Annotated in this window: 11 protein-coding genes, 2 rRNA genes and 1 pseudogene (1 of these 14 only partly in view); 8 read left to right on the top strand and 6 right to left on the bottom strand. The window is 41.4% G+C overall.

Annotated features, from left to right (window positions below; translation table 11 throughout):
• Both A3H37_07700 and rrf read left to right on the top strand, forming a co-directional pair.
• Positions 1-3052: ribosomal RNA gene (locus A3H37_07700) — 23S ribosomal RNA — on the top strand; the annotation flags it as partial.
• A 72-nt stretch (positions 3053-3124) separates the two neighbouring features.
• A 5S ribosomal RNA gene (gene rrf, locus A3H37_07695) occupies positions 3125-3240 on the top strand.
• A gap of 129 nt (positions 3241-3369) precedes the next feature.
• Here the strand turns inward: rrf and A3H37_07690 are convergent.
• A complete protein-coding gene (locus tag A3H37_07690; GenBank protein ID OGL49317.1) occupies positions 3370-4602 on the bottom strand; it encodes a hypothetical protein in 1233 nt (410 codons plus the stop codon).
• A 145-nt stretch (positions 4603-4747) separates the two neighbouring features.
• Here A3H37_07690 and A3H37_07685 point away from each other — a divergent pair, with 145 nt between their 5' ends.
• The 6 genes from A3H37_07685 (at position 4748) to A3H37_07660 (ending at position 12184) form a co-directional block, all read left to right on the top strand.
• Positions 4748-5668 carry a glutathione ABC transporter permease GsiC gene (locus A3H37_07685; GenBank protein OGL49316.1) on the top strand — a complete coding sequence of 307 codons (921 nt, stop codon included), beginning with the start codon at positions 4748-4750 and terminating at the stop codon, positions 5666-5668.
• Positions 5661-6494, top strand: a complete 834-nt coding sequence (locus A3H37_07680) for a hypothetical protein (GenBank protein OGL49315.1) — start codon at positions 5661-5663, stop codon at positions 6492-6494. The genes A3H37_07685 and A3H37_07680 overlap by 8 nt, the downstream gene beginning before the upstream one ends.
• Positions 6495-6648: 154 nt before the next feature.
• Entirely contained in the window at positions 6649-7740 is a 1092-nt protein-coding gene (locus tag A3H37_07675) for a hypothetical protein (protein ID OGL49314.1), read from the top strand.
• 197 nt (positions 7741-7937) lie between these two features.
• Complete coding sequence (locus A3H37_07670) at positions 7938-9947, top strand: DNA ligase (NAD(+)) LigA (protein OGL49313.1); 2010 nt, start codon at positions 7938-7940, stop codon at positions 9945-9947.
• Positions 9948-10051: 104 nt separating this feature from the next.
• Positions 10052-11479 carry an anion transporter gene (locus A3H37_07665; protein OGL49312.1) on the top strand — a complete coding sequence of 476 codons (1428 nt, stop codon included), beginning with the start codon at positions 10052-10054 and terminating at the stop codon, positions 11477-11479.
• 243 nt (positions 11480-11722) lie between these two features.
• Entirely contained in the window at positions 11723-12184 is a 462-nt protein-coding gene (locus A3H37_07660) for a hypothetical protein (protein OGL49311.1), read from the top strand.
• Between the two features lie 14 nt (positions 12185-12198).
• Here the strand turns inward: A3H37_07660 and A3H37_07655 are convergent, their stop codons facing one another.
• From A3H37_07655 to A3H37_07635, 5 genes and pseudogenes are all read right to left on the bottom strand, one after another.
• Positions 12199-13563, bottom strand: coding sequence for a radical SAM protein (locus A3H37_07655; GenBank protein OGL49310.1), 1365 nt, complete (start codon positions 13561-13563; stop codon positions 12199-12201).
• Positions 13560-15488 carry a methionine--tRNA ligase gene (locus tag A3H37_07650; protein OGL49309.1) on the bottom strand — a complete coding sequence of 643 codons (1929 nt, stop codon included), beginning with the start codon at positions 15486-15488 and terminating at the stop codon, positions 13560-13562. The genes A3H37_07655 and A3H37_07650 overlap by 4 nt, the downstream gene beginning before the upstream one ends.
• Positions 15489-15498: 10 nt before the next feature.
• Positions 15499-16758, bottom strand: coding sequence for a hypothetical protein (locus A3H37_07645; GenBank protein OGL49308.1), 1260 nt, complete (start codon positions 16756-16758; stop codon positions 15499-15501).
• A 132-nt stretch (positions 16759-16890) separates the two neighbouring features.
• Complete coding sequence (locus A3H37_07640; protein ID OGL49307.1) at positions 16891-18252, bottom strand: DNA repair protein RadA; 1362 nt, start codon at positions 18250-18252, stop codon at positions 16891-16893.
• Positions 18253-18634: 382 nt separating this feature from the next.
• A pseudogene (locus A3H37_07635) lies at positions 18635-18828 on the bottom strand (CRISPR-associated endonuclease Cas2); it runs 97 nt beyond the window's last position.

Here is an 18828-nt window from a genome sequence, read left to right as displayed (position 1 = left end):
GAGCCGTCAGCAGGCTTTGATCCAGGGATTTCCGAATGGGGCAACCCGTTCCGAATTAAATGTCGGAACATCCTGAGCTGAATACATAGGTTCAGGCAGCGAACTAGGAGAACTGAAACATCTCAGTAACCTAAGGAAAAGAAAAAGAAATTGATTCCCTCAGTAGCGGCGAGCGAAAGGGGAAGAGCCTAAACCAAACATATGTTAAAGTTTGTGCGCGTTGTGTGTTTGGGGTTGAGGGGCTTGAGTGGGAGGATGCACAAATCTTCCGGAGAGTCAAAAACTTACATTTTAGACGAACTGTCCTGGAATGGCAGGCCATAGAAGGTGACAGCCCTGTAAGCGAAAAAATGTAAGCTCTCTTGCTTGAGTTCCCAAGTACCACGGGACACGAGAAACCCTGTGGGAAGCTATCCCGACCACGGGATAAGGCTAAATACTAATTGGCGACCGATAGTGAACAAGTACCGCGAGGGAAAGGTGAAAAGCACCCCAGTGAGGGGAGTGAAATAGTATCTGAAACCATATACTTACAAACAGTGGGAGTTCCGAGCAATCGGAATGACCTCGTACCTTTTGTATAATGAGCCGGCGAGTTATTCTTTGTTGCAAGGTTAATTCACCAGAGGTGAAGGAGCCGAAGCGAAAGCGAGTCTTAAATGGGCGATCTAAGTAACATGGAATAGACCCGAAACCAAGTGAGCTACCCATGGCCAGGGTGAAACCTCGATAAAACGGGGTGGAGGCCCGAACCTTTGCACCTTAAAAAGTGTCTGGATGAGCTGTGGGTAGGGGTGAAAGGCCAATCAAACTTGGAAATAGCTGGTACTCCCCGAAATATTTTTAGGAATAGCCTTATAAATTAAGTGATGGCGGTAGAGCACTGGATGGACTAGGGGCCCTACCAGGTTACCAAACCCAACCAAACTCCGAATGCCATCAACTTCTATTATAAGAGTCAGACTGTGGGGGATAAGCTTCATAGTCGAGAGGGAAACAGCCCAGACCATCAGCTAAGGTCCCAAAATACAAGCTAAGTGGGAAAGGTTGTGGGAATGCTTAGACAGCCAGGAGGTTGGCTTAGAAGCAGCCATCCTTTAAAGAAAGCGTAACAGCTCACTGGTCAAGTGAGCCTGCGCCGAAAATCCAACGGGGCTCAAGCTTGTTACCGAAGCTATGGAACGTCAGGTTGTGAACAGAGTTCGCAACCTTTCTAATGAAAATTGTAAATTGTAAAATGAAAATTTGTATTTTTAAATTTGCAATTTGAAATTAGTTGTGAGCTGTGTTCACAATCTGGCGTTGGTAGGGGAGCATTCTATATCAGACACACGTTCGTTTGCGAAAGCGGATATCGGGATATAGAAGAGATAATGCCGGCATAAGTAGCGATAATGGCGGTGAGAAACCGCCACGCCGAAAACCTAAGGTTTCCTGGGGAAGGTTAATCCACTCAGGGTTAGTCGGTACCTAAGCCGAGGCTGAAAAGCGTAGGCGATGGAGAACAGGTTAATATTCCTGTACCACCGGAAAAGCGTTTGAGCAATGGGGGGACGCGGTAGGATATACTTGCTTCGTGATGGAATACGAAGTTCATCTATGTAGGAGGACGTCTTTGGCAAATCCGGGATGTCTTTAACTCTGAGGTAGGTGGGGGCGCCCGCAAGGGCCGTAAGTAGTAAACTCCAAGCTGCCAAGAAAAACCTCTAGCGAGCTTTTCAGGTGACCGTACCATAAACCGACACAGGTGGGTGAGGAGAATATCCTAAGGCGCTCGAGAGAACCCTAGTTAAGGAACTCGGCAAATTAACTCCGTAACTTCGGAAGAAGGAGTGTCTTGAAGGGTGAAGTGATTTACTCATGGAGCCTTTTAAGATCGCAGCGAAATGGCCCAGGCGACTGTTTATCAAAAACACAGGTCTCTGCTAAGTCGTAAGACGATGTATAGGGACTGACGCCTGCCCGGTGCTGGAAGGTTAAGGGGTGGGGTCATCCCCACGCAAGTGGGGGGAAGCTCTTAACCGAAGCCCCAGTAAACGGCGGCCGTAACTATAACGGTCCTAAGGTAGCGAAATTCCTTGTCGGGTAAGTTCCGACCTGCACGAATGGCGTAACGATCTGGGCACTGTCTCAACTAGGGACTCGGCGAAATTGTAGTACCGGTGAAAATGCCGGTTACCCGTGGCAAGACGGAAAGACCCCGTGCACCTTTACTACAACTTGACAATGAATCTTGGAACACTATGTGTAGGATAGGTGGGAGACTATGAAGTTCCGGCGCTAGTCGGAGCGGAGTCGTCCTTGAAATACCACCCTTATTTTTCCGGGATTCTAATCCTATCCCTTGAATCAGGGAGGGAGACATTGTCTGGTGGGTAGTTTGACTGGGGCGGTCGCCTCCCAAAATGTAACGGAGGCGCCCGAAGGTTCCCTCAGGCTGATTGGAAACCAGCCGTGGAGTGTAAAGGCATAAGGGAGCTTGACTGCGAGACCTACAAGTCGAGCAGGTGCGAAAGCAGGGCTTAGTGATCCGGCGGTTCTGCGTGGAAGGGCCGTCGCTCAACGGATAAAAGGTACGCCGGGGATAACAGGCTTATCGCCTCCAAGAGTTCACATCGACGAGGCGGTTTGGCACCTCGATGTCGGCTCGTCGCATCCTGGAGCTGAAGCAGGTTCCAAGGGTCGGGCTGTTCGCCCGTTAAAGCGGTACGCGAGCTGGGTTCAGAACGTCGTGAGACAGTTCGGTCCCTATCTGCCATGGGCGCAGGATATTTGAGGAGATCTGTCCCTAGTACGAGAGGACCGGGATGGACGAACCTCTGGTTCACCAGTTGTCACGCCAGTGGCATAGCTGGGTAGCTATGTTCGGAATGGATAACCGCTGAAAGCATCTAAGCGGGAAGCCAACTCCAAGATTAGATATCCCTTTCTGATGGTGACATCAGATCAGTAGACTCCCTGAAGATGACAGGGTTGATAGGCTGGATGTGTAAGTCCTGTAAGGGATTTAGCTAACCAGTACTAATAAGTCGTGAGGCTTGACCACCTTTTTTTTAAGAGAATATTATCAGTCCATTTTTTAGTTATAAGCAATAAGTTATGAGTTATCAGTTAATGTAGTTTTCCTGGTGATTATAGCAGAGGGGCCACACCCGTTCCCATCCCGAACACGGAAGTTAAGCCCTCTAGCGCCCATGGTACTGCTCGTTTTGCGGGTGGGAGAGTAGGTCGTTGCCGGGAAATTTTAAAAAATCCCGATTTTGAGAAATCAGAATCGGGATTTTTGTTTTTTGAAATAATAACCAAGGCAGGACAAGGATTGTTTTAGAGACTTGAAAACAGATGCAAAAGCAGGTTGAAAAAAGGAAATTATTCCATTGCGCAGGTGCCGCCTTCGGTTTGTGAAGGAAGGTCAAGTTTGTTATATGGAAGTTTCAATAAAAGCGCTGCCATACCGCATTTGTTTGTAATGCCGGCAAAGATAAGTCCGCCGCCAATAAAAAGACTTCCGAGGGCAAACCATTGATTGATAAACAGGGCTAAAAGGGAGAAAACTAAAACAATAGTTCCTGCGAGAAAACGGACCTGACGTTCAATGGACCATTTCAGTTTGCTTTTAATAAGAGGATAACCTGATTTCTCAAGTGCGATAATTCCGCCTTCTATCAGAGACACATTGCTGAAACCTGCCTGCAATAGTGCCTGCGCTGCTATTGTTGCGCGGTTACCTGTCCTGCAGAGTGTGATTATCTCACCATCTATATTTTTTAATTCAGAAATACGCAAAGGGAGTTCATTCAGGGGAATATGTATTGCGTTTTCTGTTTTTACTTCGCTCAGCTCAGAAGAGCTCCGCACATCAAGTATTGCAATCATTTCTTTGCGTTTTGTTCTGTTGATTAAATCTTCTGCGGTTATTTTTTTTAGTGAGCCGGCTGTACCGTCCTGATTGACTTTAACAATATAATCCATATTAGCTGGTTTGGGAATATTCATAGCGCGCATATCTGCTATAAACTTGTCACGGTCATTATAATTCAGAAAAAAATTATTCTGTTTTTCCAGCTTGATTGAGGACTTAAAGTTTCCTTTGTAATCATGGCCCGGGTAAATCTCTGTTTCTTCCGGAAGAGAGGAAAGTTTTTTAAGACTATCAAAGGCTAATCCGGGATTGCCATTCTGAAAATCAGTTCTGCCAATACTGTTTATAAGCAAAGTGTCTGCGGTAATGAGTCTGTTTTCATAGAGAAGGCTGACGATTTCGTCTGTGTGTCCGGGCGTATAAAGAACTTTAACAGTAACATCATCAAACTGTATCAGAGATCCCTCTGTTAAGCGTTTAGTTGCAACATTGGAAATAGATTTTTCATGCATTAGAACAGGAATATTTAGTTTATTTTTTAATATAGCTGCCGCAGAAATGTGGTCAGCGTGAGTATGGGTGTCAATAATATTCGCAAGTGAAATCTTATTCTTTTTCAGATAGTCAAGATAAGTGTCAACAAGTCCAAAATGTGGATCCACTAAAATAGCTTTTCCTTGTCTGGAAACTATTAAATATGAGAAGCAGTTTCCGTGCCTGAATTGTTTAAAATTTTCCATAGATTTTTCCTTCCATACTGTTTAATTTCAATATATGGATTTCAACTGGCTGATAAATAATTGTAAACCGTTGACCATGCTTCTCAGCTTTGTTGACAGGTGGTTTCAGATAGTAGTATTATAAACAATATTTTTATTTTAAACAATGCTAAATTATCTGATTCGCAGACTATACCTTCTCATTCCTGTTGTCCTTGGCGTCAGCACCCTTGTCTTTTTAATTATCCATCTCATACCGGGTGACCCTGTTGTCCTGATGCTTGGGGACTTAGCCATTAAAGCAGACATAGAGAGTTTGCGGGGGAAACTGGGTCTTGATAAACCGGTTTACATCCAGTATCTGGACTTTCTCTTAAATCTATTCAGGGGAGACCTTGGAAGGTCAATCCATACAGACAAACCTGTTGTACAGGCAATAGGCGAGAGGTTTCCTGCAACTTTTGAGCTGGCAATGGGAGGGGTAATAATCTCTCTTTTAATCTCTCTTCCTCTTGGAATAGTTTCTGCCTTAAAAAAAGATACAATAATTGATAACTGCTCAAGATTTTTTGCATTTTTAGGAATTTCAGTTCCAAATTTCTGGCTTGGGCCAATGCTTATAATACTATTTTCAATCAAGATTGGAATCCTTCCTGTCTCGGGAAGAGGGGGCATAGAGAATCTCATTCTTCCATCTATTACACTCGGAATGGGTATGGCTGCCACAGTAACAAGAATGGTAAGAGCATCGCTGCTTGAAGTTATAAAAGAAAACTACATAACAACTGCCCGCGCAAAGGGGTTAAGTGAAAGCAGTGTGGTGATAAAGCACGCCCTGAAAAATGCCCTTATGCCTGTTGTAACAATAGTCGGGCTTCAGCTTGGCGCCCTTCTCTCAGGGGCAATAATAACTGAAACTATTTTTTCCTGGCCCGGGATAGGAAGCCTGACTATTGAAGCAATTAACAGACGCGATTACCCGATGGTTCAGGGATGTATATTTGTGATTGCAATGTGCTATGTTATTGTGAATCTGGCAACAGATTTAATTTACGGTTTTCTTGACCCAAGAATTCGTTATGAATAGAGCTGTATACAATAAATTTTTTAAAAACAGGCTTGCAGTTGCGGGGCTTATAATTGTTTCAGGTTTTTTGTTCGCAGCTGTTTTTGCGTCCTATCTTGCCCCCTGCAGTATTTATACTCTTGACCTTGAAAGCAGGCTTGTTCCGCCGGACAAAAACCATATTATGGGGTCTGATGACCTCGGGAGAGATATCTTCAGCAGAATCATCTATGGAGCAAGGGTTTCTCTGAAAGTCGGGATTATTACGGTATTTGTTTCATCAATTGTTGGAATCTTCATGGGTTCAATTGCAGGATATTTTGGAGGCAGGGTAGATGAAGTTATAATGAGAATAATAGATATCCTCCTTGCTTTTCCCGGCATTCTTCTTGCTGTCGCTGTTGTTTCAATTTTAGGTCCAAGCCTGAATAATGTCATAATAGCCCTATGCCTTGTTGGATGGGTTACATATGCAAGGCTTGTAAGGGGGCAGATTTTATCAGCAAAAGAAAATGAGTATGTGCTGGTGGCAAAGGCTCTTGGCGCGCCGGCTTTCAGAATTTTAGGCCTGCACATTATTCCCAACATTATGTCTCCTGTTTTAATACAGACAACCCTTGGCATTGCAGGCGCAATTGTTGGCGAGGCTTCGTTAAGTTTCTTGGGGCTTGGCACTCAGGCTCCAACACCAAGCTGGGGAAGCATGTTAAATGATGGCCGCCGTTATATTTTAACCGCAACCCATATGACTGCTTTTCCGGGGCTGGCAATAATGCTTGTGGTAATGGGATTTAATTTTTTAGGAGATGGGCTGAGGGATGCGCTGGACCCGAAGGAGAAGGTGTAGGGTTTAAGGATTCGAGGATTCAAGGGTTGGAGGGTTCAAGATAGTATAAGGTTCAAAGCGAAAAGATCAAAATTAAAAGTTTTAAATTTTGACCTTTTGTTTTTATCTTTTGAATTCTTGACCCATAGAACCATTGAACCCTTTGGAAGAATCTATGAACTTACAGAAAAAAATCGGACAGATGCTTTTTGCAGGCTTTCAGGGGACTACGGTTACACCTGAGCTCAGGAAACTGATAGAAGATTACCATATTGGCGGTGTTATCTTTTTCACAAGAAACATTGAAGATGTATTCCAGCTTGCAGACTTGATTTATGAGATTCAGGAAATTGCCTGTAATAAAACTGATGGTGTTCCGTTACTTATTGGAGTTGACCAGGAGGGCGGAAGAGTTGCAAGGATAAAAGAGCCTTTTACTGTCTTTCCGCCGGCAAGAATTCTTGGCAGGAGCAGGTCAGAAGAACTTGCATATAAGCAGGGAATGATTCAGGCAATAGAGATTAAAGCATTAGGTTTTAATATTGATTTTGCTCCGGTTCTTGATGTTGATACAAATACTGAAAATCCTGTAATCGGAGACAGGGCTTTTGGCAGTGATGCAGGATTAGTCTCGCTCCTTGGCTGCTCAGTAATAAAAGGGCTTCAGGAAAACGGGGTTGCAGCGTGCGGCAAGCATTTTCCCGGACACGGAGATGCAAGCGTTGATTCACATCTTGAATTGCCTGCGCTTATTCATGACATTGAGAGACTAAAAAGGCTGGAGCTTGCTCCTTTTAATGCTGCAATAAAAGAAGGAGTGGAATCAATAATGACAGCACATATCTATTTTCCTGAAATAGATTCTGAAAAGATACCTGCTACTTTTTCAGAGAAAATAATTAATGGAATTCTCAGAAAAGAATCAGGTTTTAAAGGAGTGGTTTTTTCTGATGACCTTGAAATGAAGGCTGTTGAAAACAATTTTACCATTGAAGATGCTTCAGTGCGTTCAATAAAAGCAGGTATTGATATGCTTCTGATATGCCGTTCCTATGAAAAACAGATAAAGGCTTTTGAGGCTATTTTGAAAGGGGTTGAGAACGGAGAAATTTCAAAAAAGTTAATAGAAAAATCAAACAGGAGAATTTCTGTTCTCAAAAGAAAATATGCAGAAAAAATTGAAAAACCTGACAGTAAGGAATTGTTGAAGGTTTTAGGAAGTGAAGAGCACAGGAAGATTGCTGTGAAAATAGCAGAAATGAAATAGAATATTTTATGCGATATTTTTTTTCTGTCATTGCGAGGAGCGTTAGCAACGAAGCAATCTCATCTTTTAACTGTCAGCTCTGTAATGAGATTGCCGCGCTCCCGATGGTCGCTCGCAATGACAGAAATGGAATTATTGGTCAGCTCATTTTCTGATAGATTATTTACAAACTAAAAAAATTATAAGTAATTTTATTAATGGCTATAAAAAACATAAAAGAAAAAATTGAAAAGCTTAGGGAAGAAATAAATTACCACAACTACCGTTACTATGTTCTTGATGACCCTGAGGTTTCTGATGCTGAGTATGACGCACTCTTCAGAGAGCTGAAAAAACTTGAGGAAAGGTATCCAGAACTGGTAACTCCTGATTCTCCGACACAGAGAGTTGGCGCTTTGCCGCTTGAAGAATTTCCAAAATTTACCCACTCATCACAGATGTTAAGTCTTGAAGATGCTTTTGAGGAAAAAGATGTTCTTGATTTTGATGAAAGAATAAAAAGATTGCTCAAAACCTCAGATGATATTTCCTATATAGCTGAACCAAAGATTGATGGGCTTGCAGTAAACTTAGTGTATGAAAACGGAACTTTTATATGTGGAGCAACAAGAGGGGATGGGACTACAGGTGAAGATATTACAGCAAACCTTAAAACAGTAAAAGCAATACCTTTAAAGATGATGAAATCAGACAGGAGTTTTCCCCAGAGGATTGAAATACGTGGAGAGGTTTATATGTCGCTTAAGGAATTTTCAAATCTTAATAAGCTGAGGGAGAAAAAAAGAGAACCTCTTTTTGCAAATCCCCGAAATGCTGCTGCTGGTTCAGCAAGGCAGCTTGATTCAAAAATAATAGCAGAAAGAAACCTGAATGTATTTTTTTATGGAGTGGGAGAAAAGAGGGGAGTTGATTTCAAGACACAATGGGAAATTCTTGAGACTCTTAAGAAATGGGGATTCAGGATTAATCCTGAAGTTAAAAGATGCAAGCCAATTGATGAGGTATTCAGGTTTTATGAGAGAATAAAAGAAAAGAGGGAAAAGCTTGGTTATGAGATTGATGGCATAGTAATCAAAGTTGACAGCCTTGAGTTTCAGGAGCGGTTAGGAGTCAGAACAAGAAGTCCAAGATGGGCACTGGCATTCAAGTATGAACCACAGCAGGCTGCAACACAGATTGAGGAAATCAGGGTTCAGGTTGGAAGAACCGGGGCATTGACCCCTGTTGCAATTTTAAAACCTGTAAGGGTTGGCGGGGTTGAGGTAAGCAGGGCAACACTGCACAATATGGATGAGATAGAGAGAAAGGATGTGAGAGAGGGTGATACTGTAATTATCCAGAGGGCAGGAGATGTGATTCCAGAAGTTCTGAAACCTCTTGTTGAAAAAAGGAACGGCAGGGAGAAAAAATTTAAAATGCCAGATAAATGTCCTGTGTGCAGTTCAACAGTTGTAAAGGACGGAGCAGTTCACCGATGCACAGGAATATCCTGCTCTGCACAGATTAAGGAATTAATCAGGCATTTTGCATCAAGGGGTGCAATGGATATTGAAGGGCTTGGAGAAAAACTTGTTGACCAGCTTGTTGAAAAAGGGCTTGTTAAGAATATTGCTGATATTTACTCATTAAGAAAAGAGGAGCTTGCAGGGCTTGAGAGGATGGCAGAAAAGTCTGCTCAGAATATAGTTGATGCCATAGAGAGGAGCAAAGGAATTAGTTTTGAGAGATTCCTCTATGCCATGGGGATAAGGCTTGTCGGGGAGTTTGTCTCAAAACTTTTGGCAAGGAATTTTAAAAATATTGATGAACTGAAGAATACTACTGAAGAAGAACTCCTGAAGATTGAAGGGATAGGTCCAGAGGTTGCAGCAAGTGTGATAAACTTTTTTCAGCAGAAAGGGAACCTTGAAGTAATAAGGAAGATTTTAGACAAAGGTGTTAGGATAGAAGAAGTTACGAAGAGGGCGGGGGTGAGAGAGGGAGTATCAGGGAAAAATTTTGTTTTTACCGGCACGCTTAATAGCATAAAAAGAGATGAAGCAGAAAGAAAAGTTGAAGAGCTTGGCGGAAAGGCTTCTTCTTCTGTGAGCAGGAATACAGATTGTGTGGTTGCGGGTGAAGAGCCTGGGTCAAAAGTAAAAAAGGCAGAAGAGTTGGGAGTTAGGATAATTTCTGAGGAGGAGTTTTTAAAGTTAATCGGGCGTTAAAAAATCCTTGACAATTTTTCGGTTTTAATGATAAACACTCTTATAAGAGTGCTAATGTAGTCTTAATGGAGTGTCGATAGAAAATTTATTTAAGGATTTGATTCATGAGTCAACCGGTTGATACAAGGCCATTTTGGGCAATACTTCTATCCAAAATATACAGACCTGCGGTTTTTGCCTTTGTTATTATCCTCTTTTTGTTTATCATTAAAATGCCAACCCCTGATGGTTTAACAGAGGAAGGTCAGAGGGCAATAGCAGTTTTTTCAGTCTGCCTTATACTATGGGTTACAAGCCTGATTCCACTTCAGATAACAAGCCTACTTGCTATCATACTTTTACCTCTTATGGGAATAATGGATAGCAAAAAGGCATATTCACTTTTTGGAAATGAAGCGGTTTTTTTTATACTTGGAGCATTTATCCTTGCGGCAGCAATGATGGCTTCAGGGCTTTCAACACGTTTAGCCCTTGCTGTTTTAAGCCGCTTTGATAAGACTCCAAAGAGTCTTCTTCTTGCAATGTTCCTTTTTCCGGCTTTTCTTTCATTCCTGATGTCAGAGCACGCAGTTGCGGCAATGATGTTTCCAATTACTTTAGAAATAGCAAAAAGTCTTAAGCTTTCCACTAATGACAGTAACTATGGCAAGGCGATTTTTTTGGCTCCTACCTGGGGTGTTATAATAGGCGGAGTGGCAACATTTTTAGGAGGTGCAAGGAATCCTTTAGCTGTCGGAATATTAAAGGAAACAACAGGTAAGTCAATAGGATTTTTTGAATGGATGATTGCTGTGGTTCCAACAGTCATGGTAATGCTTTGCATAGCATTTTTTCTGTTGTTGAAATTTTTTAAACCTGAGATTGATGACATTAAAAATGCAAGAGAAGTTCTTGAACATAAAAATAAAGAGCTCGGAAATCTCTCAAAAAATGAAAAAGGCATAGCAATACTGATGGTTATTACGATCTTTTGCTGGATATTTTTCGGAGAGAAGATAGGGCTTGCAAATATTGCTATTGCAGCAGTTGTCCTGACCTTTGTTTTTAAACTTGTTAAGTGGAAACATGTTGAGCAATATGTTAATTGGGGAATCATACTTATGTACGGGGGCGCCATAGCTCTTGGATTTGGCATTGAAAAAAGCGGCGCTGCGCAGTGGGCTGCTTCTGTAACAATAAGCAGCTTTGTAACATCTCCATTTTTTGTAATAATAATTTTATCATCTCTTTCTTTACTTCTTACTGAAGGAGTGAGTAACTCGGCCGTTGTTGCAATACTGATGCCGGTTGGAATTAGCATTGCAAAGAGCTATAACATTGACCCAAAAATTATTACCCTTATAATTGCTGTACCTTCAGGATTAGATTTTTGTCTACCAATGGGAACTCCGGCAAATGCGATTGCTTATTCATCAGGATATATAAAATTGAAAGATTTACTTGTGCCGGGGGCTGTTTTAGGAATTGTGTCGCTTCTGGTATTTTTATTGATGGTAAAATTTTACTGGCCTATGCTTGGGATGAACATATAACATATTATGATTCCAGAGATTAAGAAGAAGATTACAGAGATTTAGGATAGGGACCCTATTGCCGAGCGTTGGTCTGTTGGTAAACTTTGGAAATAAAAGTTGTCAGGTAAGAAGATTAATGGTTAAGTTTAAGTGATTTAAAATATTTTTTATGGATTATTTCAATTAATTGCCGGAATCTTTTTGAATAATCTCTGTAATCAAGTAAAGATTATATCAGGAGAAATAGAAGTGAAACGAATAATGCTTGTTTTATCAACAATGAGGCAGTCGCCAAAGGAAATTGAATATGCCTTGCAGACTGCAAAAAAAGAGAATGCAGAACTTGTTGCCCTCTTTATAATTGATTCAAACATGCCTGGGACGGTTTTTCAGAGGCTGCATGAGATGGATTTAATCGGAGAGAAGCCATCTGAGGAACTTTCAAAGGCGCTTATGAGAGAATACAGGCAGAGGGGTTATGAAAAACTTGAGGAGGTAGAGAAGAAGGCAAAGGGAAAAAATGTCCATTGTTCTATCTATATTGAGGAAGGAGATTTTGCAGAAGAAGTATTAAAAATGATTAATAAGCTTGGAGTAAGTCTTGTTATTCTTACAAGAAGCCACAGGTCAAACATTTCAAGAATGTTTTTTGGTTCTGCAGTTGACGAACTGATAAAACAGTCTCCCTGTGAAGTTAAGATTGTGGATGAGGATAAAATATAGTTTTTGTCTCCAAACTATCCTACTTCGTTATATTCTCTCACACGAAAACCAACACCCAGTTCATCAGCAATTTTTTTGCATTCATCAACATTCACATCTCTCATCCCAACAATGCTCACGGTTACTGAAGGGATATGGTTTTTGCATTCTCTGACAAACTTTATGATTTCTTCATAGGCTTTCGGTCCAAACATTGAATGGCAGAGTGTGTGGTATTTTTCGCCTGTTTCGGCATTAAGGCTTACTGAGATTGAATCTACCAAGCCTTTGAGCTCCGGTATTATATTTCTTTTGTGGATGAGGTTTCCCTGTCCGTTTGTATTAATCCTTACTTTCCCGCCTTTTTCTTTTATCCATTTCGAGACATTTTTTACTGTTTCAAGCTTAAGAAGAGGCTCGCCATAACCGCAGAAAACTATTTCATCATATTTTACCGGGTTGCCAATTGAGGAGATTAATTCCTCTTCCGAGGGCTCAGTGTTCAGCTTTAAGTAATGTCCCTTGACTATCGGATAATTATTTCTTTCACAGAAAATACATTCATTTGTGCATCTTGATGTTACATTCAGGTAGAGTGAATTTCTTATTCTGTAAGCAATTTCAGGTTTTGGAGGAGATTCTATCAGGTTAAAAATTGTGTTTGCATTAAGGGAGGTTATCCTTGCAACATCTCCAAATGAGAGCCCTTTTATTCTGGCTATTTCCTTAACAACTAACGGAAGGAATGACGGCTCGTTCCTTTTCCCTCTGTAAAGCTGGGGCGCAAGATATGGACAATCTGTTTCAACAAGAATTTTTTCAACAGGAATAATTTTGGCAACTTCTCTCAGGGCTTTTGCATTCGGATATGTTATTGTCCCTCCAATCCCTATGTAGAAACCAAAATTCAAAACCTCTTTTGCAAATTCCAGATTTCCTGAAAAACAGTGAATGACACCATTGAGCCCTGAAGTCTCATCTTCCAATATTCTGCGAATATCGTCGTGGGCTTCCCTGTCGTGCACAATAACAGGAAGATTTAATCTCTTTGCAAGCCTTAGCTGGTTTATGAACTCTTTTTTCTGGATATCAGCCGGAGAATATTTTTTTGTAAAATCAAGCCCGATTTCCCCAATTGCCACAACTTTTCTGTTCCTGCACAGGGACTCTATTTCTCTGTATGTGTTCTGATTAATGGTTGAGGTGTCGTGGGGATGGATTCCAACTGCTGCATAAACCCTTTCATCATTACACAAGCTTACTGCATCATAGCATGACTGAAGGGTTGAGCCTGTGGTTATGATAAAACTTACTCCTGCTTCTGACGCCCTGTCCAGTACTTCTCTTAAATCCTCCCTGAATTGCGGCATCTCAAGGTGGGCGTGGGAGTCAATTATCATTTTACCTTTGCTCCAATGTCAGCATCATCTTCAAAGGTAACAATCCTCAGCTCATCTCCCTTTGAAGCAGCAAGAAGCATTCCCTGTGATTCTATACCAAAGAGTTTTGCAGGCTTCAGATTGGCAACAATTACAGCTGATTTGCCAATGAGTTTTTCAGGGGCATAGCTTTTTGCAATCCCTGCGAGAATTGTCCTTTTTTCAGCGCCTAAATCTATTTCAATCTTTAAAAGCTTTTCAGCTTTTGGGACTCTTTCTGCCGAGATTATTTTTCCAACTCTGAGATTAACTTTTTGGAAATCTTCTATTGTGATTAAATCTGATTCAGGTGTAGTTCCTTTCTGTTCTATCATCTTTTCTGCTTCTTCTTTCTTGTTCTTCTTTTCCATTCTGGGGAAAAGAGGTGATGGAGAAATTGTTTTTAATCCGTGTTTAATATTCCAGAAAAATTTTTCATCAATTACTGAGATTTTCTGCAAGCTACTGTCAAACCCCATCTGATGCCACATTTTTTCAGCAGTTGAAGGCATGAACGGGGAAATGAGAATTGTTATGGCTTTTAAAAGCCTTGCAATGGTGTTTGAGACAAATGCAAGCTTTTCATTTTCTCCTTTTTTCGCCAAAGCCCAAGGCGCAGAGGAATCAATATATTTATTTGCAGCATTGATTAAATCCCATATGGAAATCAATGCCCGGTTAAATGCAAGCTCTGAAATATGTTTTGTTGCATCTTCTAAAGTTTGCAAAGCCTTTCCTTTCAAGTTTTCCGTTTCCTTTTCTTCTTCGACCAATCTTCCTGCAGCAGGCATTTCCGGGACTTCGCCGTTATGGTACTTTTGGAGAATTGTCAATGCCCTTGAAAAGAGATTTCCCAAATCATTTGCAAGGTCTGCATTGTAGCGCTGGACAAAAGCCTCCATTGAAAAATTTCCGTCAAGCCCGAAAGGAACCTCTCTCAGGAGAAAATATCTTAGCGGGTCAGCCCCGAATTCATCAATCAAACGGTTCGGTTCAACAACATTCATAAGGGATTTGGACATTTTTGTTCCCTCAACTGTCCACCAGCCGTGGGCAAAAACTTTTTTTGGAAGGTCAATTCCTGCTGACATCAGAAAGGCAGGCCAGTACACAGCGTGGAACCTCAAAATATCTTTTCCTATCACGTGAACATCAGCAGGCCATGTATTTTGAAATTTCTCATTGTTATCGGGATAGCCCGCTATTGTAAGGTAGTTCGCAAGAGCGTCAAACCAGACATAGATTACGTGTTTTTCATTTAACGGCACAGGAATTCCCCATTTGAAAGATGTTCTGCTGATGCTTAAATCCTTAAGTCCTCCCTGTACAAAAGAGACGATTTCATTCATTCTTGAACGGGGCTTTATGAAGTCAGGATTTTTTCTGTAGTATTCAAGAAGAGAATCCTGATATTTTGACATTCTGAAAAAGTAGCTCTCTTCCTTCAGCCTGTCAGGCTTTCTTCCGCAGTCAGGACAGTTCCCCTGATTAAGCTGTGTTTCTGTGAGAAAGGTTTCGCAGGGCGTGCAGTACCAGTCCTCGTATTCGCCAAGATAAATATCTCCCTTCTGATAAACGGTTTTAAAAATCTCTGCAACAGCCTTTGAGTGCCTTGGTTCAGTAGTTCTGATGAAATCGTCATAGGAAATATCAAGTTTTATCCACAAGCTTTTAAATCTTTCAACAACCCTGTTTGCGAGGCTGATTGGAGTTTCGTTTGATGCAGTAGCAGCTTTTTCCACCTTCTGCCCGTGCTCGTCTGTTCCTGTTGCAAATACAACATTATACCCCTGAAGCCTTTTTGCCCTTGCAACGACATCGCAGGCTACAGATGTGTATGCGTGTCCAATGTGGGGCACGTCATTTACGTAATATATTGGCGTGGTTATATAAAAAGATTTTCCCATTTATCTTTCTTTATCCTTTTTTCCTGAGAGATGATGTCAGGCAAAACATTTTATTTCCTCTTGATAAAACTACAATTTCAGGAGAGCCATTGTTTTCTATGTCTCCGATTGCCGGAGTTGTCCAGATTTCGTCCTTTGCATCAAAGGTCCATACGAGTTTGCCTGAATCACCCTCAAGGCAGTAGAGGTGATTGTCCCGGCTTCCAAAAATTATCTCCTTTTTATCTTTTGAATAAAGATTTGTTATGACAGGGCTTGAAATTATCCAGTTGCCTGAGGAGTATTTCCAAAGCAACTTTCCATCAATTCCTGAGAGACAATAAAGGTTGTTGTCCCATGAACCTACCAGCACTTCCAATCCTTCGCTTGGATGAATGTCTCCTATTGCAGGAGAGGCTGAGATGTTGTCTCCTGTCTCAAATGTCCAGATAACTTCTCCCTTGACTCCGTCAAGGCAATATACCTTGTTGTCAAAAGACCCGAAAACCACTTTCCCTTCGCCGTCTTGGGCAAGGTCTGCAACCTGAGGAGTTGTTGAAATTTCATCTCCGGTCTTGAATTTCCAGAGAAGCTTCCCGTCTTCACCTCTGATACAGTACATATAATGGTCTTCAGAGCCAACAAGAATCTCAAGTACCCCGTCGTCATCAATGTCGTAAGTCATTGGGGTTGAGGTTATATTGTTCTCTGTTTTGAATTTCCATACAAGTTCTCCGTCTTTGCCTGAAACGCAATAGAGATTATCCCTTGCGGCAAATATTACACTTATATCATTTTCCCTCACTCCTTTTAAAAGGACAGGTTTTGAAATTATTGTTCCGTCAGCCTGGTATGTCCAGACAAGTTTTCTTTTCTCTCCAAGAAGGCAGTAAAGGTTTTCATCAAGGGAGCCAATCAAAATTTCTTTTCCTCCAACTCCCATTGCATCGCCTACAGTCGGAGTGGAAGAAATTGCATCACTCGCCTTAAAACTCCAGATAGGATTTCCGTCCTCTCCGTTCATGCAGAAGACAAACCCCTTGGAATTTCCTGCAATTACCTCTAAAATGCCGTCGTAGTTAACATCATCAAGAACGGGAGAGGGCTGGATCAGGTAGAATTCGTTTGTACCTCCGATATTTGATTTCCAGTTCTTTTTTAAATCAACTTTATTGTCATAAATCTCTATGCTGCCTGTTTTTATATCCTTAAGCTCTTTCAGGCTGATGCAACCGGAAAACAGAAGCATTGATAAAAATATAATGCCCTTGGTGAAGCGCTTCATTTTCATTAAATTATCTCCGTTAAAATCCCCCCAACCCCCCTTTACCTGTCTGCCGTCAGGCAGGGAAAAGGGGGGGATAATGGGGGGATTTGATTTTACTCATTACTCCGAACTCCTGACTCAACTCTCAAACTCTTCTTAAATTGTCATCTCAATCGCATCCTTTATAGAATTAACACCTATCAGGTCAAGCTTACCATTGAATGATATATTTTTCAAATTAGCTTCAGGCAGAACCATTTTTTTATATCCAAGTTTCTCAACTTCATTTATCCTGAGCTCAATTCTGCTGACAGACCTTATCTCTCCTGCAAGCCCGATTTCCCCTGTAAAAACAGTATAGGGGTTTAGCGGCTTATCCTTCAGGCTTGAAGCGATTGCCACTACTGTTCCAAGATCAGACGCAGGCTCGTCTATCTCAACTCCTCCAACAACATTTATGAATATATCCTGGCTTGCAAGCCTTAATCCAAGCTTTTTTTCAAGAACTGCTATTAGAAGCGAAGTCCTCTTGCTGTCAATTCCCTTTATCACCCTCTGGGGGACAGCAAAGCTCGACCTTGTTACAAGAGCCTGTAATTCAACAAGCATAGGTCTTGTTCCTTCTATTGAGCAGACAATCGCAGAACCTGAGGCTTTTCCCGAGCAATCAGAGAGGAATATCTTTGAAGGGTTTTTAACCTCATAAAGCCCGTCATCCTTCATTTCAAAAATTCCTATTTCGTTTGTTGAGCCGTATCTGTTTTTGACTGTCCTTAAAATTCTGTAATAGTTCCCTTCGTCTCCTTCAAAATAGAGAACAGTATCTACTATGTGCTCAAGGGTTTTTGGGCCTGCAATGCTTCCTTCTTTTGTAACATGGCCTGAGATGAAAACCGGGAGATTTTTCTTTTTTGCAAGCATCATCAGGAATCCTGCTATTTCCCTTACCTGAGACAGGGAACCGGGTGCTCCTGGAATCTGTGTTGTGAACACAGTTTGAATTGAGTCAACCACAATGACCCTTGGATTTATTTTTTCTATATGCTCAAGAAAATATTCATAGCAGGTTTCAGCAACAAGGTAAAGGTTTGAGGAAGTAAGGTGCAGCCTTGATGCCCTCATTTTAAGCTGGGTTATGGATTCTTCTCCTGATATGTAGAGCCCTGTAATGCCTTTGCTGCAGACTTTGCCCATTATCTGAAGGAGAAGCGTGGATTTGCCAATGCCGGGGGTTCCTCCAATTAAGATTGTAGAGCCTTCTACTATCCCTCCTCCCAGGACCTGGTCAAGTTCTTCAATTTCTGATTTTATCCTCCGTTCCTGAAAGACCTCAATGCCTGAAAGCGATGAGGGAGGAACAGGCTCATAACTTGAAAAGGATTTTGGAAGAACGGTCTGGAAATTAGTTTCCTTTTGTACAACAAAGGAATTCCAGCTTTTGCAGTCAGGGCATTTCCCAAGCCACTTTGATGACTGATAACCGCAACTCTGACATTCGTAAAAGGTTTTGTCTTTCATGGTTTTCCTATAAAGCTGACAGCTCTCATCTGGTAGCCGCAGGCTTCCTTCCTGTCGGTAACTGTTTGCGTGGGCAGGGATAGATAACCTTCGTGATATTGTGCGGCTATATGCTTGATTTTTTAACAGAGTAAAATACCCTTGTCAAACATAAAAACTTATTGAGTTTCAATCCACGCGCCCACGCGGGGCGCGACTGTGCATCATAAAATTATTATCAAATCAACTGCTTGCTGACTTCTTTTTGAGAACCACGGATAAATAATTCAGAAAATATTTTGTCATCAAAGTACAATTTAAAATTTTCATTGAATTACAATATGTTCCTATCTTTGCGAACCTTATGGGGAAGCAATGTGTCTTTAAGGTTCGCAATAATATGTCAGACAATCAATGGACCCTGCTGGTCAATAGAAACCTTTGCCCCGATATGTTCCACTCGACGCTGCCAGTTTGAACCAAGATAATAAAATCTGAGACTGTCTTTCTCAGGGTCAATTTCTGAAATCAACCTGTGTTTAAGCATTGTCCATTGAGCAGGGTCAACAATACATTCAAAAACAGAATACTGAACTC

It is taken from the genome of Candidatus Schekmanbacteria bacterium RIFCSPLOWO2_02_FULL_38_14 (assembly GCA_001790855.1).
GTDB lineage: Bacteria > Schekmanbacteria > GWA2-38-11 > GWA2-38-11 > GWA2-38-11 > 2-02-FULL-38-14-A.
The sequence above is the reverse complement of the archived record's forward strand: the minus strand, read 5'-3'. Positions and strand labels throughout refer to the sequence as shown.